This window comes from Kaistella rhinocerotis, assembly GCF_030243905.1.
Taxonomy (GTDB): domain Bacteria; phylum Bacteroidota; class Bacteroidia; order Flavobacteriales; family Weeksellaceae; genus Kaistella; species Kaistella rhinocerotis.
This window is the reverse complement of the sequence record NZ_JASSYY010000002.1, coordinates 924,849-947,419: the sequence shown is the minus strand read 5'-3', so window position 1 is coordinate 947,419 and position 22,571 is coordinate 924,849. Positions and strand designations below refer to the sequence as shown.

Here is a 22,571-nt window from a genome sequence, read left to right as displayed (position 1 = left end):
TTAAAGGAAGGATGCATCAAATGAAAAGGGCAAAAGATCGCGAACCGAGTTGGTTTTGAAAATTTCCCCGTCCAGCGAAGCAAAATAAATTTCAATTCCCTCTTTTTGGTTGGCTTCATATTCCAGGATAGACTGTCGGCAAGCTCCGCAGGGTGGAATTGGCGTTGATGACAAAGCGGTTTCCGGCGCACCGATGACGAATAATTTCTTGATCTTTTCACCTGGAAAGTTCGCGGCCGTCCAGAAAATCGTGGTTCTTTCGGCGCAAAGACCTGACGGATATGCGGCATTTTCCTGATTACTGCCGGTAATGATCTCGCCGCTTTCGAGCAGCAGTGCGCAGCCTACCGTGAAGTGAGAATATTGGGCGTACGCTTTCTCCCGGATTTTTTTGGCTGCATCAAAGAGTTTCTTCTCCGTGTCGTCGAGCATTTCATAATTGGGGATCGCGTAAAAATTAATTTTAAGTTCTTTTACCATTTTTGAAAATTGGGGAGTAAATATACCTAATAAATTCGACGTCAAACCCATTATCGGGTAAAAATCAGTGTTTTGAAAAGATGCAAATGTTGTGAGAATTTTAACGGGAGGGCCTAATATTTTGGTTTAACATTTGATTCAAATTGTCCCGAATTAATAACCTTTTTCAAACCCCACTTTCACGTCAACAAGTGACAAACAATCATTTCCGACTGCTTTGCACCAGACGTCTTTGAACTTCTAAAAAAATCACACACATCAAATATTAACATATGGAAACCAACAAAACCAAATCAAAAAAAGCAGCGCAAGCCGCAGAGGCCGGCTCACTCCGAGACCTCTTTATCACCGGGTTAAAAGACATTTACTATGCTGAAAACGCGCTTCTGAAAGCACTTCCTGAAATGTACGAGAAAGCCACCGATGTAAAACTGAAAACGGCGATAAAAGACCACATCTTACAGACAGAAATGCAGGTAGTCCGACTTGAAAAGTCCTTTGAACTGCTTGGTATGAAAGCAGAAGCCAAAAAATGCCAGGCAATTGAAGGCATTATCGCTGAAGGCCGCGAAACTGTAAGCTCAGCCGCAGAAGGACCTGTTCGCGATGCCGCAATCATCGGCAGTTCCCAGAAAGTGGAGCATTACGAGATGGCTGCTTACGGAACACTCGCAGCTCACGCTAAAGTTCTGAATGAGCGAGAAGTCCTTGATTTGCTGCTTCGCACATTGGGTGAAGAAAAGAAATCAGACTGTCTGCTTACCACCATCGCAGATACAGAGTTGAATTCACAGGCTGCCGGCGGCATGCATCAGTCTAAAGATTTTAAAGCCGTATAACTTTTAAGCAACCTAAATTATGAAAGTAAACGAACAAGAGCCCTTTGCAAACGGCGCAAATCCGAAAATAGAACAACTCGGCAAATATAAAAACAGTGACCATGGCGAATTCATGACCACAAATCATGGAGTGAAAGTGAACGATGACCAGAATTCACTTCTCGGCGGCGAACGCGGACCTTCCCTACTCGAAGATTTTATCTTCAGGGAAAAAATGACGCATTTCGATCATGAACGTATTCCGGAAAGGATCGTGCACGCGCGCGGATCCGGTGCACACGGGTATTTTCAATTGTACAAATCGATGGCTAAATACACGAAAGCCAAATTTTTAAATGACACAAGCATTAAAACGCCGGTTTTTGTAAGATTTTCGACTGTTCAGGGAAGCCGCGGATCTACCGATATACCACGTGATGTACGCGGTTTTGCAGTGAAATTCTACACTCAGGAAGGCAATTATGACTTGGTTGGTAACAATATGCCGGTTTTCTTTATTCAGGACGCAATGAAATTTCCGGATCTTGTACATGCTGTTAAACCCGAGCCTCACAATGAAATTCCGCAGGCTGCTTCAGCGCACGATACCTTTTGGGATTTTGTTTCGCTCATGCCCGAGACGATGCACAACGTAATCTGGAAGATGAGTGACCGTGGTATACCACGTACGCTACGCTCCATGGAAGGATTCGGAATCCACACTTTCCGGTTTATCAATGAGGAAGGACAATCACACTTCGTGAAGTTCCACTGGAAACCGCTGCAGGGCGTCTTGGGACTGGCCTGGGATGAAGCCCAGCGACTTGCCGGAAAAGATACCGATTTTCACCGGAGAGACTTATGGGAAGCAATTGACAAGGGAATGTACCCTGAGTGGGAACTGGGCGTACAGATCGTTCCGCAGGAGGATGAACATAAATTCCCCTTCGATCTGTTGGACCCTACCAAACTGATTCCCGAAGAAATGGTTCCGGTGGAGATCATTGGGAAAATGACTTTAAATAAAAATCCTGACAACTTCTTCGCAGAAACCGAACAGATCGCATTCCACCCCGGACATATCGTTCCCGGCATCGATTTCACCAACGATCCACTGCTTCAGGGACGACTTTTCTCTTATACAGACACTCAACTTTCCCGTTTGGGCGGACCGAATTTCCATGAAATACCAATTAACCGCTCAATTCCGGATGTCACAAACAACCAACGCGACGGGCTTCACCGTATGCAGATCCCGAAAGGAAAAGTTTCTTACCACCCGAATTCCATGGCGCAGGGCTGCCCGTTTCAGGCCATGATGAAAGAAGGCGGTTTCACCTCATTTGAAGAACGCATTGATTCCAGAAAAATCCGCAACCGAAGCAGAAGTTTCTTCGATCATTTCAGCCAGCCTACGTTGTTTTATAACAGTTTGACCGATCATGAAAAACGTCATGTGCAAAATGCGTTTTCTTTTGAACTGGGTAAAGTGAAACTGGTTCCAATTCGCCAAAGAATGGTGAATATGCTGCTGGAAGTAGATATAGAACTCGCAAATAAAGTCGGTGATCACCTTGGTCTGGTTCCTGAAAGACTGCCTCAACCAATAACGGACAGCATTCCTGCGGATGGTAAACTCGAGGATTATCATTCGTTCAAGGCGGAATTACCGATTACCGAGGCGCCCTCTGTAAGTATGGCGAATAAACTTCCGACCAACATCAAAGCCAGAAGAATCGCTATTTTAACAGCCGATGGCGTAAGCGACGAAGCATTCACGAAAGTAAAGAAAGTCCTTTGCGAAATGGATGCGCTGGTTCAAATCATTGCGCCGAGACATGGTTTTGTAACGACAGAATCTGGTGATCAATATCAGGTGGACGACAGTTTACTCACCACGGCATCGGTAGTTTTCGATGCGGTCTACATTCCGGGCGGCGAAAGTGTAAAAACCCTTATGGAACATGCGGGCGCCATTCATTTCGTAGCGGAGGCCTATAAACACTGTAAACCGTTCGGGGCAGATGGAAACGGCGCAGATCTTTTGAAGAAAGCAATTCCGGATCTTACTTTACCAGCTGACGGAATCGTGACTGAAGGCGATCTGGATCTTTTTGCAGGATCCATCATCCTTCACCGTTTTTGGGACCGGGAAATGAAACCACTTCCAGCCTAAAATCACACCTTATATATATTGAGGCTCCCGATTTGGGAGCCTCCTTTTATTTGTCAATGTCTTTAAAAATTAAACTTCCGTTTAAATTCGCTAATTTTGCATCCTCCAAATAATTATTGAATATGCTTTATACACCAATAAAATTCAGAAATTTAGAAATCAAAAACCGTTGGGTTATGTCACCGATGTGTATGTATTCCTGTGAGAACGGACTTGCAAACGATTTCCATTTGTTACATTACGGAAGCCGCGCGCAAGGAGGAACCGGCCTCATCATCGTGGAAGCGACCGGCGTAGTGCCCGAAGGCCGGATCACCAGCAAATGCATGGGAATCTGGAATGATGAACAGGCGCAACAGCTTAAAAAAATTGTCGATATCGTCCATAGCCAGTCTGAAAGTAAGATCGGAATTCAGCTTGCGCATGCTGGAAGAAAAGCATCGACCTGGAACGGCAAACAAACCTCGATGGAAGAAGATGGTTGGGAAACCGTGGCGCCCTCGCCAATTCCTTACCTTGAATCTGAAAGAGTTCCACACGAACTTTCTGCTGAAGAAATAAAAGATTTGGTTGAAAATTTTAAAACTGCTGCCCAAAGATCTTTGGACGCTGGTTTTGATTTAATTGAAATCCACGCCGCACACGGCTACCTGATTCACCAGTTTCTATCACCATTATCGAATGTAAGAACAGACGAATACGGCGGCAGCTTCGAAAACAGATGCCGTTTCCTACTCGAAATCGTAGATGCAATGAACGAACTTCTAGATGAAAACCACCCATTATTCGTAAGAATTTCAGGTACGGAGTATGCGACAAAGGGCTGGAACATCAAAGACAGCGTAGCATTAGCCAAAATCTTAAAGGAAAAAGGTGTAGACCTCATCGATGTTTCAAGCGGCGGAAATATCCACGGCGCAAAGATTTCTTTATTTGATGGCTACCAGGTTCCGCTGGCCGCGGCCGTAAAAAAAGACGCGGAAATTGCAACCGGCGCTGTAGGTCTGATAAAAACCGCAAAACAGGCAGAAGAAATTTTGCAGAATGAACAGGCGGACTTAATTTTTGTCGCGCGTGAAATTCTCCGAAATCCTTATCTGCCGGTTCGCGGTTCATTTAAGAACAATGACAACTGTTTTTTCCCTCACCAATACGAAAGAGCCAGGCCTTAATTTGCCTTTAAAATAAGAAAGCCAACTTCAATCAGTTGGCTTTTTTTGTTTTTTAAGAATATTGAAACTGGCTGATGACTTCCAGCGTTCTGTCGATTTCTTTTTGCTTAATGGCATCCGAAATAAACCAGGTTTCGTAGCCGCTTGGCGGGAGGTAAATGCCATTCTTCAGTAAGAAATGGAAGAAATTATTGAAAAGCGCATGGTTCGCCTGCGCCGCTTCATCGAAATTTGAAACCGAATTGATGTGAAAAAAGATGCTCATCATCGATCCTTTGCGGTTGATGCGGTGTGCAATATCTTTTGAATTCAGGATTTTTCCAATCTCAAAATCTAAGGTTTCAGTGGTTTTATTGATGTTCTGGTAGAAGTTTTCGTCTTTTCTAATCAGTTCCAATGTGGTAAGTCCGGCACGCATCGCTAAAGGATTGCCGCTTAAAGTTCCGGCTTGGTACACCGCACCTTTCGGCGCGAGGTGATCCATAATTTCGTTTCGTCCGGCAAAGGCTCCCACCGGTAGTCCGCCACCAATTACTTTTCCGTAAGTCACCAAATCAGCTTTCACATTGAAAACTTCCTGTGCGCCACCAAAACCGAGACGGAATCCGGTCATCACTTCATCAAAAATCAGCAAAGCGCCATTTTCGTCGCAAAGCCTTCTCAAGTTCTGAAGGAAATTGCTTTCCGGCAGCACGCAACCCATATTTCCGGCAACGGGTTCTACGATGATTGCGGCAATTTGGCCCTCGTTATGTCTGAATAAATCTTTAACTTGTTCGATATCATTGTATCTGGCAAGCAAAGTATCTTTTGCAGTTCCCGCCGTAACACCAGGAGAATTTGGATTACCAAAGGTGGCGGCACCGCTTCCGGCTTTAATAAGAAAAGAATCGGAATGTCCGTGGTAGCAACCTTCGAATTTGATGAATTTATCTCGTCCCGTAAAACCGCGCGCTAAACGGATCGCGCTCATACACGCTTCTGTTCCGGAAGAAACCATTCTTATCTGGTCGATATTCGGAACATTTTCTACGATAAGTTTAGCAATCTCGGTTTCGAGTTCTGAAGGAGTTCCATACGAAAAACCGTTTTCAGCCTGTTTTTTAATTGCTTCAAGAACTTCCGGATGTGTGTGCCCTAAAATAGCTGGGCCCCAGGAGTTAATATAATCAATGTAGGTATTGTCATCCGCATCCGTCATGAAGGCACCTTTCGCCGATTTCATAAAAACGGGCACGCCGCCCACCGATTTGAATGCCCGAACCGGGGAGTTTACGCCGCCCGGAATATATTTGTAGGCTTCATCGAATAGTGCAGAACTTCTTTGATATAACATAGTTGTGGGTTGTTGGGTGATGGATGATGGTTTTCGCAGTAACCAAAATGCTTAGCTGCGCGGCTTTTTGTCTTTAAGATAAAGTGTCTGCCCGGTCTTGGGCTGTTCGCCGTATGCCATCCGGTTTTTATCGTACAGTTTACTCAGCTTGATTCCGAATTTCTGGGAAATTTCGTGCATTGACTCGCCCACTTTTGGTTTATAAGTCGCTACATTTCCGGTCGAAGATTTACCCTCGAGGAAAATGATATCGTTTCTTTTTAAATTCGTGCCGTCAAGTTCGTTCCACTTCATCAGTTTGCTTTCTGAGATTCCGAATTTTTTGGATATAAGTCCGAGTTCTGTATCTTCCGGAATCACCACGAACTTTTTGCCACCATTTGGATGGTTTTTTACCAAAATCGTACTCAAGATTTCTGCACGTGTTTTAATGGCATCCACTTTCTGCTGCTGTTTCGCGTAAGACGTCTGCTCATAAGGAACCGTAACGGTGACCGGTCTGGACGAGGCTTTATTCTGATCGAGTTGTGCCATGAAGATCTTATCTTCGCGCAGACCCGGATAGAGTTTCAGAACCGTGTAGAGAACTTCTTTTGAACTGGTATTATCGAATTCGTAAAGTCTGTTTTTCTCAATTTTATCAATCAATATGTAAGCGTAGCGCGGATTGGTGGCGTAACCTGCTTTTTTCAGTCCATGTGCCCAGGCTTTGTAATCTTTGATATCGAGCTTGAAGAGGTTTGTGTAATATTTCCGGTAAGCCAGGAATTTTGAATGGTCTTCGTAAGACTCGCGGGGATCGTCGTACACGCGGAAACATTCATTCGGGGCATCGTCTGTATGCGTCATTGTCTTGCCCGTCCAGTCTTCTTTACATTTAATTCCGAAATGATTTTTCCCGATCTGCGCGAGGCGGCTTTGTCCTCCACCAGTTTCCAGAAGTCCCTGTGCGAGGGTAATTGAAGCAGGAATCTTGTATTTTTCCATCTCTTCTACAGCGTAAGCAGCAAATTTCTGAATGTACTGCTCGTCGTTTTTCCAGGTCTGTGCCTTAAAATTCGCCAGAATAATCAATGAAAATATCAACAGTGTTTTCCTCATTCCCATATTATTTTTATTTAACTGTCGTCTTTATCAGAGGTCGCTCATTTTTTTTAAGCATTTCGTTGGCGCCTTTTATTCCCTGAAGTCCGCCGGTATGAAACGCGAGGATAGTGCATCCTTCCGCAAAAAAATTCTGTTCGATAAGTTCAAAAAGCTTCCTCATCATCTTTCCGGTATACACGGGATCCAGCGGCACTCCGTATTTATCGTAAAAACTGTTGATAAAACGGATATTTCCGTCGGTTATTTTGCCGTAACCACCATCAGCAGCGTCTATCAGTTCAAAATTTTCTTTGCCGCAAAGTTCTGAAACCTTCGCTTCTAGGGAAGAATCTTTTACGACCTTAAAACCTAAAACTTTCTGGTTTTCCTCGGCAAAGCTCGAGATTCCCGCGATAGTTCCACCTGTGCCAACCGCAGTGCAAAGATAATTAAAACTTTTTGTAGCATTTCCAAGCATGTGTTGAATGCCATTCACAGCAACCTGATTAGTGCCGCCTTCCGGAATTATCAGGGCCTGGCGAAATTCTTTCTGTAGATTTTGGGTTAAAGAATCTTTGTCACGGAACGTCTGGCGGTTCACGAAACGGAAACGCATTCCGTCCGCAGATGCTTTCGTTAACGTTTCGTTTTCGTGCCATTTCTGTTCGAGTTCTTCACCGCGGATGAGGCCGAGCGTGGCGATACCAAGTTCGCGGCCGAGCGCAGCGACGGCCGCGATATGATTTGAGAAGGCGCCGCCAAATGTGATGAGCACCGGGTTTTCGATTTCCTGAGCCAGATACTGATTGATATTATAGAACAGTTTCCAGAATTTATTACCCGAAATTTCCAGGTGGATCTGGTCTTCTCTTTTAATGAAAAGCCGGATGTTTCTGTTTAAATGAATCTCCGTGAGCGGAACTTCGTGCGTTGGCAATTGCATGAGGCAAAGTTCGAAAAAAGTTTTGAGAGAAGATTTAGTCTGTTAATGATTAAAAATTCTGGCCGAAACGCTCCGCGCCCCGGATTGAACGGCCTGTTTGAGCTCTTTTTATGTAGCGCAGCGGAATAAAAAAGCGAGTAGTGAAAGCCGGTAATGGCGCCCAGATAAATCAGTAACGGTATTTCCAGAAGCTCCAGAATTTTCTTGTCTTCAAATAATCCGGGTTATTTTCCATCGCATACGCTTCGCGTTCAAATGAAATGGATTTGTACGCCTGATACGGATCTTTGAGTTTGAAAAACAGATAATAATACTCGATTACATACCACAAATAGAAAAAAATAACCAACATCTCAAGTTGCTGCCGAAGATGTATTTTCTCGTGATTGATAAGCACCGCATTTTCGCGCAGGGCCGATGACCGAACCAAAACAACCGGAAAAAGGGCGATCGCGGAAATTTTTGTATTTTTGAGAAGTGACCGTGCGATAATAATCATCAAACAAAGATAAAATTTTCGGCCGTTTACATTTAACCCATGAATCAAAACAGTATCAAAGAAAACGAAGACTTTTACTATAACGAACAGGGATACAGGGTTTTCACCGAAAAATATCACCTAAAACGCGGCTATTGCTGCAAAAGCGGCTGCAAACACTGCCCATACGGATATGATAAAAAGACCGACCGTTTTATAAAACCGATTAAAAAATAAATCTACCAATGAAAAAATATATTTTTCTGCTTTTAGCTTCAGGATCCCTGGCCTTCACTTCCTGCAGCCCGTTCCAGGTAAAATCTGACTATGCAGAGACCGCAAATTTCAACGCATACAAAACGTATAAACTGAGAATTGATGACCTGAAACTCAACGACATCGATAAAGACCGCGTGCTGAACGAGGTTTCGCGTCAGTTGCAGACTAAAGGGATGAGCGTTTCCGACAATCCGGACCTCATCGTGAATGTAAAAGCCAATCACAAGAAAATTCAGGATATCCAAAGTACGCGCCCGATTGGCATGTACGGCTGGGGCGGCCCATTCGGTTGGGGCGTGGGAATGAACAGAACCTGGACTTCGAACTACAACCAGGGAGGTTTGACGCTCGACCTTATCGACGCGAGAACCCAAAAACTGGTGTGGCAGGGAATAGGCAGCGGAATTTCCGTGGATTCTCCTAAATCCAAACAAAAGCAGATCCCGGAAATCGTAGCTGAGATCATGGCAAATTACCCGCCGCAAAAAGGCAGATAATTATTTAAATATACTTTTAAAACCGCTGTTTCGGCGGTTTTTTTTAGTGAAATAGCAATAAGATGACTGGAATAAAATGGTCGGCCGTTTACCAAAAGGCTGGTGTTTAGGTCATCTTTGCGTAAATTTGAAAAAAATAGAATCAATGAAAAGAAGGGAATTACTAAAGAACGGTTCACTGGCACTGGGCGGACTGTTTCTTACACCTTTTGCTGCAAAAGCGAATATCTTCAAAGAAGAATTCGACGGTAAAAAAGCAAAGAATATTATATTTATGGTGAGCGACGGTATGAGTATAGGCACGCTCCAAATGGCCGATATGTACAGCCGCCGCAAACTGGGACGACCTTCACACTGGCTCTCTTTATATGAACAAAACCTCGTACAGCGCGGACTGATGGATATGGCTTCAGCCAGTTCTTTTGTTACTGATTCGGCAGCCGCGAGTTCGTCCTGGGGCGGCGGACACCGCGTGACAAACGGCAGTCTGAATATTGGCGTGAACGGCGAAGAATACCTGCCCATCCTTCAGAAATTTAAAAAAGCAGGTAAAAAGATTGGTCTGGTGACCACGGTTCCTGTAACGCACGCCACGCCCGCGGGCTTTTCCGTTTACAGCAAAAGCCGGAATTCACAGGAAGAGATCGCGTCGGTTTACTCAGGGCTGGGTTTTGAGGTAATCATGGGCGGCGGAAATAAATATTTTGACGCCGCTCAGCGAAAAGATAAAAAAGACATGTACACGGTTTTCCGGAACAAAGGTTATTCCGTAGCACGCAATAAAGCAGAAATGAATGCGGCACCCGCCAATAAACCACTGCTCGCCACGTTTGACGAAGATGCGCTGCCCTATTCTACCGATCATCTCAGCAGCAGCTTTATGAAGAACAACATCCCGACACTGGCGGAAATGACGTCGAAAGCCATCGGACAGCTGAAGGATGACAAAAACGGTTTCGTAATGCAGGTGGAAGCCGGAAAAGTGGACTGGGCCGCACACGGTAATGATATTTCAGGCTTGATTTACGACCAGCTCGCCTTCGATGATGCCGTGAAAGTGGCGGTCGATTTCGCTAAAAAAGACGGCAATACGCTTGTGGTAATCACCACTGATCATGGCAATGCGAATCCCGGACTTATTTATGGCAAGAAGGTGGATGAAAATTTCGACCGCATCCAGAAATTCTCGCAGACCAACGAATGGATCCTCCAGGGAATCAGCAGCGGCGACAGCACAGCCAAGATCAAAGAACGGATCTCTCAGGCCAATGCGGGCATTATGATTTCGGATGATCAGGCAAAAGAAATCCAGTCGTATTATGCCAAAGCCCAAATGGAAGACGGCGTATACAACCCGCGGCATCTGCCCTTTAAATTATTGTCGCAGATCCAGCAGGAGTACACATCCGTGGGTTGGATCAGTATGGACCATTCGGCCGATTACAGCGAGGTGGCCATGTTCGGGCCGGGCAGCGAAAAGATGAAATCTTTTATGAAAAACACCGATATGCATACCTTTCTGCTGAAGGTTGCCGAGGTGGAGAATAAGTTTTAAGACAGCTCCGCAGAGAAAGCAAAACGCCCCAAACTTCGGGGCATTTATTTTTATTTGTGATTATTTTAATACGGTTGCGTTTTTTTCGTAATATTCTTCCGCAGTAGGAAAAAATGAAAGCGACACCGCATTCGGATCTCGCGTAGGGACACCGGGGATACCGGGAGCGATCGCCCTTTAATCAAGGGGCAAAAACGTTTCGGGCTGCCCCGCCTTCACTGCCAGTTCTGTGGCTTCGTCAGTCTCTTCCAGAGCCTTCCTCAGCGGCTCGGTGTTCTTTTGCTGCCTGTTTTCAGCTGCCTGACAGTTAAATTTCAGTAACTTTTCATGATCTTTCGTTTCTGAGGAACATTATTTCACTGCTTTATTGCCCTTTTCTATATTCGTAATTAAGGAATTTTTTTCTGTACGTACGAACTGAATGGTCCGTACGTACGAAAATATTTTCCGTACGTACGTTTTTAAGTCGTTTTCAATATAAAAACAAAAAAAACCTTCCGCTTCCGGAAGGTTTTCTTTATATAAAATCGGTTTTTTAGAATTTCAAATCACCGTTTACTTCTCTCACCGCTTTCGCTGCGGTAGCAAATTTTTCTTTTTCCGCGTCGGTCAGGCTGATCTCCACGATCTTTTCAACACCGTCTTTGCTGATGATGGCCGGAACGCCTAAGCAGATATCGCTTTCGCCATATTCACCGTCAAGCATTAATGAACATGGAATCATTTTTTTGTGGTCGCAAAGGATAGACTGTACCATTACGGAAACTGCCGCGCCCGGCGCATACCAGGCAGAAGTCCCTAAAAGTTTGGTCAGCGTAGCGCCGCCTACTTTGGTTTCTTCTTCCACATAAGCCTGCTTTTCAGCATCTAAAAATTCAGTTACAGGAACACCGTTACGCGTTGCTTTGCTCATCAGTGGCAACATTCCGGTGTCGCTGTGTGCAGCGATTACCATTCCGTCAACGTCTGAAATCGGACATTCCAAAGCTTCAGCCAATCTGTATTTGAAACGTGCAGAATCAAGGGCGCCGCCCATACCGATAATTTTGTTTTTCGGCAAACCAGAAGTTTTGTGTACAAGGTAAGCCATCGTATCCATCGGGTTTGAAACCACGATGATGATCACGTCCGGTGAATGTTTCACAAGGTTTTCTGTAACCTCTTTCACGATGCCCGCGTTGATGCCGATTAGCTCTTCTCTGGTCATGCCCGGTTTTCTTGGGATACCGGAAGTGATCACGGCCACTTTGGAACCTGCAGTTTTGCTGTAGTCGCCGGTAGTACCAGTCACCTTGGTATCAAAACCGTTCAGTGACGCGGTCTGCATCAGATCCATGGCCTTACCTTCTGCAAAACCCTCCTTGATGTCTACTAAAACTACTTCTGAGGCAAAATTTTTCATTGCAATATACTCTGCGCAACTCGCGCCTACTGCACCTGCTCCTACTACGGTAACTTTCATATGTAATTTATTTATATTTAAAGGTCATATGAAAACTGCGTTTTCATATGGTTTGTTTGTTTACATTCTTCAATATTGCCGGCTCAGAATATCAGGATGTGCTTTTGAAAAAACTTTTAAAACTACATCCAAAACGAACCGTTTCCTACACGTAATCAAAGCACAAATTTACGGAAATATGAACTGTTTCACCAACTCATTTCCCGATGATTTTCAGCGGAAACGGCAATTAAATCCGCTCGCGGAGAAACTTATCCTGCATCAAGACGTTTAATTACAAGGTTATCTATCTTTGTTTTAAAATCATATTCCTAAAATGAGTTTTGCACAGCACCTTACCCACGGCTATACCCACCGTTCAATAGATATTGACAAGAAAAAAACCGAAGACTTTATAGACCGGTTTTTCAGGTTTGTGTTCTTTCTCGAAGTACAGCGATGCACCAAACTGCCCGATATCGAAACACGTCTGCAGCAGTTTAAGGACGAATTTACCGAAATCTTAAATTCTGTAAGCAAAGACAGCGCAGAGGCTGATGCAGAATATTTTTTTTCCGAATTTCCGAAAGTTTACAACACACTTGAAGCGGATGCACGCTATATGTTTGAGAATGATCCTGCCGCTAAAAATGTAGAAGAAATCATATTTTCTTACCCTGGATTTTTCGCAATTGCTGTTTATCGCCTCGCACATGAGCTCGAGAAAAAAAAAATCCCGCTTATACCAAGGATTTGGACAGAATTTGCACACAGCAGAACGGGCATAGACATCCATCCGGGCGCACAGATCGGCTCACCCTTTTTTATCGATCACGGCACGGGAATCGTGATCGGCGAAACCACCGTCATCGGCAACTACGTTCGCCTTTACCAGGGCGTTACGCTGGGCGCGCTGTCTGTGGCCAAAGAATTGCAGCATAAAAAAAGGCATCCAACCATCAAAGACAATGTGGTGATTTACGCAAACGCTACGATACTCGGTGGCGAAACAGTGATCGGTGATGGCGCGCTTATTGGCGGAAACGTGTGGATTACCGAAAGCGTCGCGGCTGATTCGGTGGTTTTTCACAAAGGGCAGGTCACTGTGAAAAACAAATTTCCGGGGCAGGAACCGATTAATTTTATTATTTAAAATTTACCTCGAAAGCAACTAATAGAAAATTAAACATTACAAATACTAAAATATGAAACTGAATACCGTATTAGAAGCCATTGGCAATACGCCCACAGTCAGAATTAATAAACTTTTCGACCGAAATCTTGAAGTTTGGATGAAGCTTGAGCGGCAGAATCCCGGCGGAAGCATCAAAGACCGCATTGCCTTGTCCATGATTGAAAAAGCAGAGCGCGAAGGAAAAATCACGAAAGACACGCTGATCGTTGAGCCTACTTCAGGAAACACCGGCGTCGGACTGGCGATGGTTTGCGCAGTGAAAGGATATCAACTGGTATTGGTAATGCCCGAAAGCATGAGCGTCGAAAGACGGAAACTGATGTCGTCTTATGGAGCCAAATTCGTGCTGACACCGCGTGAACTCGGCACTTCCGGTGCGGTGAAAAAAGCAATGGAAATGGCCGAAGAACTTGACAACGTGTGGATTCCGCAGCAGTTTGAAAACGAAGCCAACCTCGAAATTCACCGAAATACGACAGCGCAGGAAATTCTCACCGATTTCCCTGAGGGTTTTGATTACCTGATTACCGGTGTAGGAACTGGCGGACATATCACCGGCGTAAGTGAAATCCTGAAACAGAAATTCCCAGCACTGCAAAGTTTCGCTGTAGAACCCAAAGATTCACCCGTAATTTCGGGCGGAAACCCCGGCCCGCACCCGCTGCAGGGAATTGGTGCCGGATTCATCCCAAAAGTTCTGAATACAGAAATCCTAGACGGAACTATTCAAGTAGAAAAAGAAGAAGCCTACGAATTCACTAAAAGATTAGCGCGCGAAGAAGGAATTTTAGCCGGAATATCAACAGGTGCATCGCTGGCGGCCATCAATAAAAAACTGGCAGAAATCCCGGACGGATCGAAAATCCTTACTTTCAACTATGACACCGGTGAAAGATATTGGTCTGTGGATGGGCTTTATGAAGAAAATGAGTTCACTTATTAAAATTAAATCCTGCCAAACGGCAGGATTTTCTTATTCATATTTTTTCTGGCACTTCGGACAAACGTAGGTCTTGCGTTTCACCTTTCCCATTTCCTCAATGATCAGTTCCCGCTTATCTTTCGGGCAGATTTTCTTGCCGTAAATCAGTGTTTTCTCTTTCACCTCATCTTTTTTCGACTGTTCTAAAAATTCGTAGGCATAATTGACAACTGATTCAATAAGGAACATAATTTTCTTTTCCGGAATATTCTTTACAATGGTTTCGGGATGAATCTTTGCGCGGTAGAGTGCTTCCACACGTATGATATTCCCTACACCCGTGAAAAGATCCTGCTCCATCAGCACATCGCCGATCATCTTGTCTGCGTATTTTTCCTGCACGGTAGACAGTACATATTCTCCGTCGAATTCGTCTTTCAGAATATCAGTCTTATAATTAAAGTGATCCTGTGGCTTGCCCGCAATAATCTTGGCTTTAGAAATATAAAAATTGATTTCCGCTTCCTCAAACTGGAGGGCGAAACTGGCATTCACCTTTTTTCGCTTGTTGATCAGCATGCTACCGAAGAGCCCCAAATGCACGGTCACAAAGAAATCTTTAAAAACAAAGATGAAATTCTTGCCGTAGGCATCCACATCCAGAAGTTTCACATCTTTAATCGGCGTTTTATCTACCTCTGCGTAGCCGGTTGCCTCTACCACGGTTTTTCCCTTGTAGCGGTTCAGTTTATTCTTGAGGTTCAGAATGGTAGGTCCTTCAGGCATTTTATTTTTTTTGATTTAATGTTTGGCGCGTCTTCACAGATACATCATAGATTTTGCGGCGGACCTGCTGCATCCGTCCGACCGGTTGAAGTTCGGGAATATTTTCGAACGGGTTGAACGAAATATTTTCATAATCCAAATTTTCATACTCAGATAAATCTTGCTGTGAAAGGATAATCTTACCGACGGTAATAAACTCTGAATGTTTTTCGCGCCAGTGCTTGAGAAGGTTGTTGACCGGTGTTTTAGATTTATTCACCGCCAGTTGCACTTGAAAATCGAGCGACAGTTCATTTTTCGAGAAGAAATCTTTTAGAAGCTCAGCCTGGTCCAGATCATTACCTTTCTGCACCGGAAGTGTAAAGTTTGGCTTTAAACGTATTTTCCCAACTCGGTCGCCAAAACGGAAACACCCGACGGAATGAAAATCGTATGTGGGCAGAAACTGTCTTTCAATATCGAAAAATTTAAGCACATTCCGCAAGATTCCTGGCAACTGAAAATCAAAGAAAAGACTCATGCCCGCCAGCAAAAGCGATGGAGCCTTGAGAACCGCAAGAATATAATTCCGGCGCAAAGCGATGAAAAAACGGTTGGCCCTGATATGGATTTTAAGGAATTTGCTGACTGAATTGGTCACAAAAACAGGAAAATTAACCAGCGGAAACTTGGCACTTTTGGGTTCACTTTTATTGTAAATCTTCAGAGAGCAACCGTAAATAGGATATTCCCAAACTCCTTTGGTCACAAAAAAATTGGGATGCGAGTAGCGCATGATGATTCCTAAATTTGCGCCGCCCAAAAGCCGCGCGATATCCACCGCATCATTTTTTACCGGAATAAAATGTCCGCGAACAAATCCGAAAGATTTTGCGTGAGCGTTTCGCGTTGCATGCTTGGTTTTGTTGACTTTCGCCGAAACCTGCACGGCCTTTTCGATCAACGGCAAATCCTCAGCAAGGAGTTTTTCCTCTGCCTTGGTAAGGGCGTCCATCCCGGGCGAATAAGTCTGGAAGCGTTTCATAAGCGTTTTGCTTTAAAGCCATCAAAAATGAAACCACGAAACCGATCAATCGGGCAAATTAAGGAGGAAACGGTAGGCATTTTCAGCACCTTTCAGGCAGTCTTCTTCATCCGCAGGATTTATTTCGCGGTCCAAAACTTCCTTAAAAGTCTTCCAGTAAGATCCGGTGTGCGTACCGTAGCAACGGAAGTAGTGAAACGGCGCATCTTTAAATTCATTAAGTTTCGAAAGTTGTTTGGCAATCATATTTCCGCCTAATGTGGAACCTTCCATTACGTAGAAAATTCCCCATGCTTCCGCCACGCTGTCTACGGAACTTAAAACTTGTACTTTTGGCAAGTTAGCGCCTAACGCAAGCAGATCTGCTTCTGCCAGTTTGATTTTACGTCGCTTTTCTAAGTGTAAATCTGCCGCAGCTTGATAAGGAATCAGGCTGAATACATCTTTTTCGAACGCACACAGCATCTCATAATTGTATAGAAGCAGTTTTCGGTAATCTTCGATATCAAATCCGCCTTCAAATATTTTTGATGAATTGAATTTCTCTTCGGTAAGATCGTGCAGATGCCGTGTGCCGGACTTAAGTTTTTCGGAAATCATCAAACCGTTCTTGGATTTTGGAAAGTAAGTTTGAAGACGGTTTCTTTCTCAGCAGTACTTTCATACGAAATATCGCCGCCAAGACGCTTCATAATGCGGAAAACAATAGAAAGGCCGACGCCGTTGCCCTGGAAGCCCTTGGCATTTTCCATACGGCTGAAAATCTTGAACATTTTTGCCTGGTCTTTCGCCGGAATACCGATCCCGTTGTCCTTCACGCTGTATATCACTTTATCACCTTCTTCGCGACCGTGAATCTCAATTTTTGGATTCGCACTTTTGCTTGAGTATTTCACCGCGTTACCGATAATATTAAGGAAGACCTGTCTCATCATCGTTTCGTCCGCAAGAACATTTGGTGTTTTACCGATGACTACTTCGGTAGTTTCACTGATGGTAAGCTGTGCATCAAGGCAAATTTTTCTTATTGTAGATGCAGTTTCGAGTTCTTTGAGCTCTATTTCGGTAGATTTAGCTTTGCTGAGCTGCAACACGCCGCGCATCATGCTTTCCATTCCTACAATTTCGGCTAAAATACTGCCAACTCTTTTTCGGACTTCCGGATTGTCGTGATGAGCACGTTCAAGCAGTTGCGCATTAAGTTTCATCACCGTAAGCGGAGTACCCAGATCATGAGAGATGGTGTAGGAAAAACTGTCGAGTTCTTCGTTGAGATTTCTCAGTTCATCATTCAGTTCCTGTACTTTGCGGAACTGGCTGTAGGTGGTTTCCAGAATGGCGGCTACCACTCTCTTTGCTGCTATGACATCCCGGTTTTTCCACGGCGTAGCCTTTCCTTTTATGTTTTCAATATAGGTAGCAAAAGATTTCCGCGGCGAGATCACATATTGCTGGTCGCCGTTCAGCACCGTCTCCGTAGTATCTTTTGATGGATTTCCGGCCCAAAGAAGCTGGGTATCAATTTCCCGGCGGAACCAAATCATCAGTTCGTTACGCTCATCATCGGTAAAGCCAAACATCACGCCGGCCGCGTTCACCATCTGACCCATATTGCCTTCCAGCGCGTTGCTGAAGTCATTGGTAGAATAAAAATTCTTCAATGGATTTTCACGGGCATACTGCACGATCTGAAGGATATCCTCATCCGAGGGCACAAAGCCGGAGGTGCGAATATTTTGACCTACCACAACGGCCAAACCGTCAGCAGCGGGATAATCCCGCATGCTTTCTATATTCGCAAAAAGCGAAGATTCCACCGTATTGTGCTGCAGCAGTGCGGTTTTTAATTTTTTAATATGGCTTTCAAGTTCAATACTGTCATTCAATATCTGGCGCGTTTTGTAAGACGCGTAGGCGTTCGCCGCGATTACCGTGAATACTTCAGACCGTATTCTGTTCACCAGATCGATATGTTTAGCTTTAGTATTCTGGCAGGTCACCATTCCCCAAAGCTTATTGTCTATGACGATAGACGTACTGAAACTGGACTCTGCACCGGCATTTTTAAGGTATTGCCCATGCACTGGCGACATAGCGCGCAGCGTAGAATAGGTAAGGTTCACAGGCTCCTGAAGTTTAGAAATAATAGGAACCGGTGCAGAACTTACATTACTGAATATCCTTTTCCGTTTTTTAAGATACAGGTCACGGGCCTGACGCGGAATATCACTTTCAGGATAATGGAGGTTCAGATAGCTCTCAACATCGTTTTTCAGTTTTTCTGCGATTACTTTTCCGCTTCCGTCTTCCAGGAAACGGTACACCATCACACGATCATAATCTATAGCCTCGGCGATAGAATTCAACAGTTGTTCCCAGATTTCCGCTGAGGTGGTGGCGCTGCTGATGCTCTCATACTTTTTACTGACAAAAGTTCGCGTGTGGAAATGTTCGATCACTTTCTCTATTTCAAGAAAGACCACTCCCTCGTATCTATAAATGGTGAGGTGATAATTTACATCGTTGATCGAAATCTTGTCCAGGAAAACATCTACGTCCTTTAGATTTTCAAATTCCAGATTACCCAGCACCACAGATTCAAGAAGTGGCGCAAAGGCATGTGAATTCTGCTCTAAAGTTTCGCCCAGAACATTTTCGTCTGCATTAAAAATCTCTGAAATATTCTGGCTGAAAAAGGCAATAGTCTTCGTTGACGGATCTAAACCAATTATGTAGCCGAAATCCTGTATATGACCGGAAATGTGGATCTTCTCCTCGTGGCAATCGACTAAGTTCATAAAAAAAGAAATAATAAAAGCTCCGTCAACAAATTTAAGATTTTTTTTTACTTCTCTTCTTCAAAGTACAATCTGTAGTATTTTCCCCTCTCGTCCTGGCCTGTTTCTATCATTTTGCGGTCACCGTGAACATAAATATGGAAGTTTTTATCCAATTTAATTACGCTTTTAAAACCGCGGCTTTGCTTTTTCACCGCCGCTTCGCTGATGGCAAAGTCCTCTGAGATCGAGACCTGCATTTCCTGTTCATAATCAGATTTAAAATTGCTGAAACTTTCGATCACGTTTTTGTCTTCCAGCACTTCCTGTGTGAATTCTTCATAATCGAAGCTTTCTTTTTCCTTGAAAAAATTGATTGATTTGTTCAGAAAATCGGCCTGATCTGCCTTTGAGACTTCAAATTCCTGGGGTAGCTGCTTCGTGATATATTCTTTGTAAACCGACAGTGTTTCCTGCGTGTGAAAATATTCGTCATCGCGCTGTTTTACTTTTAAGAAATTTTCAAACCAATAATCAGCATCACCATTTTTGTTGTTATCAACCACCGAAACTGCGTAACCGGACTCTTTCGAACTGCTATAGATTAAAGCGCCTTTATCCAATTTAGAAAGCCCGATGCCGTAATCTTTTTCAATGTCAAAGGTTTCCCCCTGCGGAAAAATCTTCAGGAAAGGATTCTTGTTTTCGGTTTTAAATATCCCGATTGAATCTATTTTATGCCCGTCCGCATTTTCTTCGCCCTCAAAATAAACGATGAAGAGTTCGCCGCTTTGTACACGTGGGTTTTCCGTGATATCGTATAGATGCTGCGCGATATTTTCGGCTTCTTCTACAAATTTCGTTGGATTCCCGAAAATCTCTGAAACCGCCCCAAATACCGTATTATTAACAAGATAAGTTTCGCTGTAAAAACGGTACTGTTCTTCAGATTTAAATGATTTAAGGAAAAAATCCTCAAGCAGTTCTGTCATTTCTTCTGCAAGGTCCAAAGGTTGCTGCGAAAGGATCAGCGATTCCTGATTAATACGGTTACCGACTTTATGTACAATTATTTTGGAGATCATGAAGTAAAATCTTAGGGATGCAAAGATAATTTTAAAAGTCCGGCATTCCGAAATTTTCAGCGTAAACTGACGCGGCGAATATTTAACAAAAAAAAACCTCCGAAAATAAATTCAGAGGGTTCCTTTTTCAAACTAAAATTGAAATTTATTTGTGCTGACTGATAACCGTTGCGAGCTGATCTGCAGACATCACGCCAGCCTGTTTCCACACCTGCTCGCCATTTTTGAACAGAATCAAAGTCGGAACGCTGCGGACCTGAAATGCGGCAGCAACCTGAGGGTTCTTGTCAACATCAATTTTTAGAATTCCGGCATCTTCACCTACTTTCTTCTTTAAATCTTCAAGAATGGGCGCCATCATCTTGCACGGGCCGCACCATTCCGCAAAAAAATCCACTAAAACAGGTTTATCCTGACTGATTATTTCTTTAAACGTCATTTTAATAAAATTTAAAATTAAACTTCTTTCACCTGCTTCTTGAACGTCGACAACAGCAGGCCGCCCATCATGGCGCCATATACCGTACTGTTGATCGGTTTGGAGGTGATCGCACATGTACCGGTATTGCAGCCAATAAAATGCCAGTATAGATAGCCGGCCAGTGCGCCTGCAAAAACTCCGATAATCGTCAGAAAGTTTCTATTAACGAACTTCTTCATATTCTATTTCTTTTTCATTTCCTGTGGCGGAAGGTTTGGTTTCGCACGCAACGCCACAGCCTTTATTCGCGAGCGCCACGTACGTGAAAAACACGCCAAACCCGAGTAAAAACCATTGCTGCGAGCGAATGCTTTCCCCCACCATCAGAACACCGAGGGAAAACCGCAGGATGCGCATCAGATTCCAGTTCTTAAGTAAATTCATTGTGTGTTTTAATGTAAACGAGCAGCAAACTCTCTGTTTACACCGGTAATCTGCCGCTTGTTTAGTTTTATTTTGCCTTCGGGATCACCTTGTTTTTATTCAAATCACTGTACGACCGGTTTTCCGGCTGCTTTCCATTCTTTCATGCTGCCCGAGAAAGTTTTCACATTGAAACCGTTTCTGTGCAGTACAGACTGTGCAATGGCGGCGCGGTCACCAGCCTGGCAATAGATCACCACTTCACGGTCTTTGCTCACTTTATCTAAATCATCCTGAATGGTTCCGTAAAACAAATTCACAGCGCCTTCAACATGTCCGGCTTTATATTCAGATTCATTTCGCACATCAATAACCTGTGCATCACCACTTTTTGCAATCTGCTCAAATTCTTCAACCGAGACGATATCCGCTTTTTGCAGTTCGAGCGGAAGGTCATTCACAGAAGTGAAGAAGCCATAGATATTGTCCATCCCGATTCGCATCAGTTTACGAGTGAGGTCTTCGAAAGCATTTTCATCCGCGATCAGAATGAATTGCTCTTTGTAATTCATCTGCCAGCCCATCCACGTCGCGAATGAATTTGTTCCCTGAATATTAAGTGAAACCGGCACAAAACCTTTATTGTATTCCAATTTATTCCTCGTATCGATTATCTTGATGCCTTTATTGTACGCTGCTATAAACTCATCAACAGACAGTTTCGGATGTTTCGGAACTTCAACAAGCAACGGCCGGTCGACTTTGTTGAGTTTTTTCATCATTGCAAAATATTTTGGTGGTTCAGGCTGCCCCTCCAAAAGTTCATTTGTGAATGCATTTTCATCTTCGCCATATTTAAATGCCCAGTTGCGAACCAATTCATACCCAACCGTAGAACTCGGAACCGCGCCCAAAGCCTTTCCACAGGCAGATCCGGCACCGTGACCTGACCAAACCTGGACGAATTCCGGCAGATCAGCAAATTTCTTCAGTGAAGCGAACATCTGATGCGCGCCTTCTTCTTTGGTTCCCGCAATTCCGGCGGCTTTTTCAAGCAAATCAGGACGGCCGATATCTCCCACGAAAACGAAATCTCCTGTGAAAACCATCACCGGTTCATCAGTTGCAGGATGATCTGTCAACAAAAAGCTGATGCTTTCCGGCGTATGTCCCGGTGTGTGCATCACTTTGAACGTAAGATTTCCCACACGGATTACATCACCATCGCGGAGACCTTCATGAGCAAATTCATACTGCCAATCTTCACCGCCTTCATCAGAAAGGTAAAGTTTAGCACCAGTCACAGCCGCGAGTTCGCGTGAACCTGCAAGAAAATCTGCATGGATATGCGTTTCTATAATGTGCGTGATTTTCAGATTATTTTTCTTTGCAATATCAAGATATACATCGGTATCGCGCTGCGCATCGATTACGATGGCTTCGCCTGATGCCTGGCATCCTACAAGATAACTTGACTGTGCGAGTGTCTTATCAAAAATGTGTTCAAAAAACATATCAGTAATTTTTATAGTTTCTAATTTATGGTGCAAATATCATACGTTCGGCGCACCTACACAGTAACATAAGTTACATTCAGTGTGGCATTTGCAAAAAAACCGGCTATTTAAGCATTTGAGAACTAAATTTTTAAAATAAATTTAAAAATTCAGCTTAAAA

Annotated in this window: 23 protein-coding genes; 8 read left to right on the top strand and 15 right to left on the bottom strand. The window is 43.9% G+C overall.

From position 1 onward, the window contains the following. The gene (gene cdd, locus QEP06_RS09660) at positions 1-480 is read right to left on the bottom strand and encodes a cytidine deaminase (RefSeq protein WP_251832072.1); all 480 of its coding nucleotides are present in this window, start codon (positions 478-480) and stop codon (positions 1-3) included. A gap of 272 nt (positions 481-752) precedes the next feature. On the opposite strand from cdd, the gene QEP06_RS09655 reads away from it, so the two are divergent. From QEP06_RS09655 to namA, 3 genes are all read left to right on the top strand, one after another. Continuing rightward, entirely contained in the window at positions 753-1,319 is a 567-nt protein-coding gene (locus QEP06_RS09655; protein ID WP_285270063.1) for a YciE/YciF ferroxidase family protein, read from the top strand. A gap of 19 nt (positions 1,320-1,338) precedes the next feature. Next, positions 1,339-3,474 carry a catalase gene (locus QEP06_RS09650; RefSeq protein WP_285270062.1) on the top strand — a complete coding sequence of 712 codons (2,136 nt, stop codon included), beginning with the start codon at positions 1,339-1,341 and terminating at the stop codon, positions 3,472-3,474. A 122-nt stretch (positions 3,475-3,596) separates the two neighbouring features. Further along, positions 3,597-4,646 (top strand): NADPH dehydrogenase NamA, encoded by a 1,050-nt coding sequence (gene namA, locus QEP06_RS09645; protein WP_285270061.1) that lies wholly within the window; start codon positions 3,597-3,599, stop codon positions 4,644-4,646. Between the two features lie 52 nt (positions 4,647-4,698). On the opposite strand, the gene hemL is transcribed toward namA, so the two are convergent. From hemL to QEP06_RS09625, 4 genes are all read right to left on the bottom strand, one after another. Next, a complete protein-coding gene (hemL, locus tag QEP06_RS09640) occupies positions 4,699-5,982 on the bottom strand; it encodes a glutamate-1-semialdehyde 2,1-aminomutase (RefSeq protein ID WP_285270060.1) in 1,284 nt (427 codons plus the stop codon). A 51-nt stretch (positions 5,983-6,033) separates the two neighbouring features. Beyond that, complete coding sequence (locus tag QEP06_RS09635) at positions 6,034-7,083, bottom strand: glucosaminidase domain-containing protein (protein WP_285270059.1); 1,050 nt, start codon at positions 7,081-7,083, stop codon at positions 6,034-6,036. 13 nt (positions 7,084-7,096) lie between these two features. Beyond that, entirely contained in the window at positions 7,097-8,011 is a 915-nt protein-coding gene (locus QEP06_RS09630) for a 1-aminocyclopropane-1-carboxylate deaminase/D-cysteine desulfhydrase (protein ID WP_285270058.1), read from the bottom strand. Positions 8,012-8,180: 169 nt separating this feature from the next. Further along, positions 8,181-8,510 (bottom strand): hypothetical protein, encoded by a 330-nt coding sequence (locus tag QEP06_RS09625; RefSeq protein ID WP_285270057.1) that lies wholly within the window; start codon positions 8,508-8,510, stop codon positions 8,181-8,183. Between the two features lie 39 nt (positions 8,511-8,549). On the opposite strand from QEP06_RS09625, the gene QEP06_RS09620 reads away from it, so the two are divergent. The 3 genes from QEP06_RS09620 to QEP06_RS09610 all read left to right on the top strand — a co-directional run bounded on the left by QEP06_RS09620 (position 8,550) and on the right by QEP06_RS09610 (position 10,820). Next, entirely contained in the window at positions 8,550-8,726 is a 177-nt protein-coding gene (locus tag QEP06_RS09620; RefSeq protein ID WP_251832080.1) for a C1orf53 family protein, read from the top strand. An 8-nt stretch (positions 8,727-8,734) separates the two neighbouring features. Continuing rightward, positions 8,735-9,265 carry a DUF4136 domain-containing protein gene (locus QEP06_RS09615; RefSeq protein ID WP_251832081.1) on the top strand — a complete coding sequence of 177 codons (531 nt, stop codon included), beginning with the start codon at positions 8,735-8,737 and terminating at the stop codon, positions 9,263-9,265. A gap of 145 nt (positions 9,266-9,410) precedes the next feature. Next, positions 9,411-10,820: an alkaline phosphatase gene (locus QEP06_RS09610; protein WP_285270056.1), complete on the top strand. Its 1,410-nt coding sequence runs from the start codon at positions 9,411-9,413 to the stop codon at positions 10,818-10,820. A gap of 535 nt (positions 10,821-11,355) precedes the next feature. On the opposite strand, the gene QEP06_RS09605 is transcribed toward QEP06_RS09610, so the two are convergent. After that, complete coding sequence (locus QEP06_RS09605; RefSeq protein WP_285270055.1) at positions 11,356-12,282, bottom strand: malate dehydrogenase; 927 nt, start codon at positions 12,280-12,282, stop codon at positions 11,356-11,358. A gap of 316 nt (positions 12,283-12,598) precedes the next feature. Here QEP06_RS09605 and epsC point away from each other — a divergent pair, with 316 nt between their 5' ends. Next, entirely contained in the window at positions 12,599-13,414 is an 816-nt protein-coding gene (epsC, locus tag QEP06_RS09600; RefSeq protein ID WP_285270054.1) for a serine O-acetyltransferase EpsC, read from the top strand. 52 nt (positions 13,415-13,466) lie between these two features. After that, positions 13,467-14,399, top strand: a complete 933-nt coding sequence (gene cysK / locus QEP06_RS09595) for a cysteine synthase A (RefSeq protein ID WP_285270053.1) — start codon at positions 13,467-13,469, stop codon at positions 14,397-14,399. 30 nt (positions 14,400-14,429) lie between these two features. On the opposite strand, the gene QEP06_RS09590 is transcribed toward cysK, so the two are convergent. The 9 genes from QEP06_RS09590 to QEP06_RS09550 form a co-directional block, all read right to left on the bottom strand. Next, a complete protein-coding gene (locus tag QEP06_RS09590; protein WP_285270052.1) occupies positions 14,430-15,164 on the bottom strand; it encodes a DNA-formamidopyrimidine glycosylase family protein in 735 nt (244 codons plus the stop codon). Between the two features lies 1 nt (position 15,165). Continuing rightward, complete coding sequence (locus QEP06_RS09585) at positions 15,166-16,188, bottom strand: catalase family protein (protein WP_285270051.1); 1,023 nt, start codon at positions 16,186-16,188, stop codon at positions 15,166-15,168. Between the two features lie 45 nt (positions 16,189-16,233). Continuing rightward, positions 16,234-16,788 (bottom strand): biliverdin-producing heme oxygenase, encoded by a 555-nt coding sequence (locus tag QEP06_RS09580; protein WP_285270050.1) that lies wholly within the window; start codon positions 16,786-16,788, stop codon positions 16,234-16,236. Beyond that, complete coding sequence (locus QEP06_RS09575; protein WP_285270049.1) at positions 16,788-18,986, bottom strand: ATP-binding protein; 2,199 nt, start codon at positions 18,984-18,986, stop codon at positions 16,788-16,790. The genes QEP06_RS09580 and QEP06_RS09575 overlap by 1 nt, the downstream gene beginning before the upstream one ends. A 47-nt stretch (positions 18,987-19,033) precedes the next feature. Continuing rightward, positions 19,034-20,050, bottom strand: coding sequence for a nucleoid-associated protein (locus tag QEP06_RS09570; protein WP_285270048.1), 1,017 nt, complete (start codon positions 20,048-20,050; stop codon positions 19,034-19,036). 145 nt (positions 20,051-20,195) lie between these two features. Further along, positions 20,196-20,489 (bottom strand): thioredoxin, encoded by a 294-nt coding sequence (gene trxA, locus QEP06_RS09565; protein ID WP_285270047.1) that lies wholly within the window; start codon positions 20,487-20,489, stop codon positions 20,196-20,198. 17 nt (positions 20,490-20,506) lie between these two features. Beyond that, positions 20,507-20,710, bottom strand: coding sequence for a DUF6132 family protein (locus tag QEP06_RS09560; RefSeq protein WP_285270046.1), 204 nt, complete (start codon positions 20,708-20,710; stop codon positions 20,507-20,509). Further along, positions 20,694-20,915, bottom strand: coding sequence for a hypothetical protein (locus QEP06_RS09555; RefSeq protein WP_285270045.1), 222 nt, complete (start codon positions 20,913-20,915; stop codon positions 20,694-20,696). The genes QEP06_RS09560 and QEP06_RS09555 overlap by 17 nt, the downstream gene beginning before the upstream one ends. A 104-nt stretch (positions 20,916-21,019) precedes the next feature. Then, positions 21,020-22,408, bottom strand: coding sequence for an MBL fold metallo-hydrolase (locus QEP06_RS09550; protein WP_285270044.1), 1,389 nt, complete (start codon positions 22,406-22,408; stop codon positions 21,020-21,022). Between the last annotated feature and the right edge of the window lie 163 nt (positions 22,409-22,571).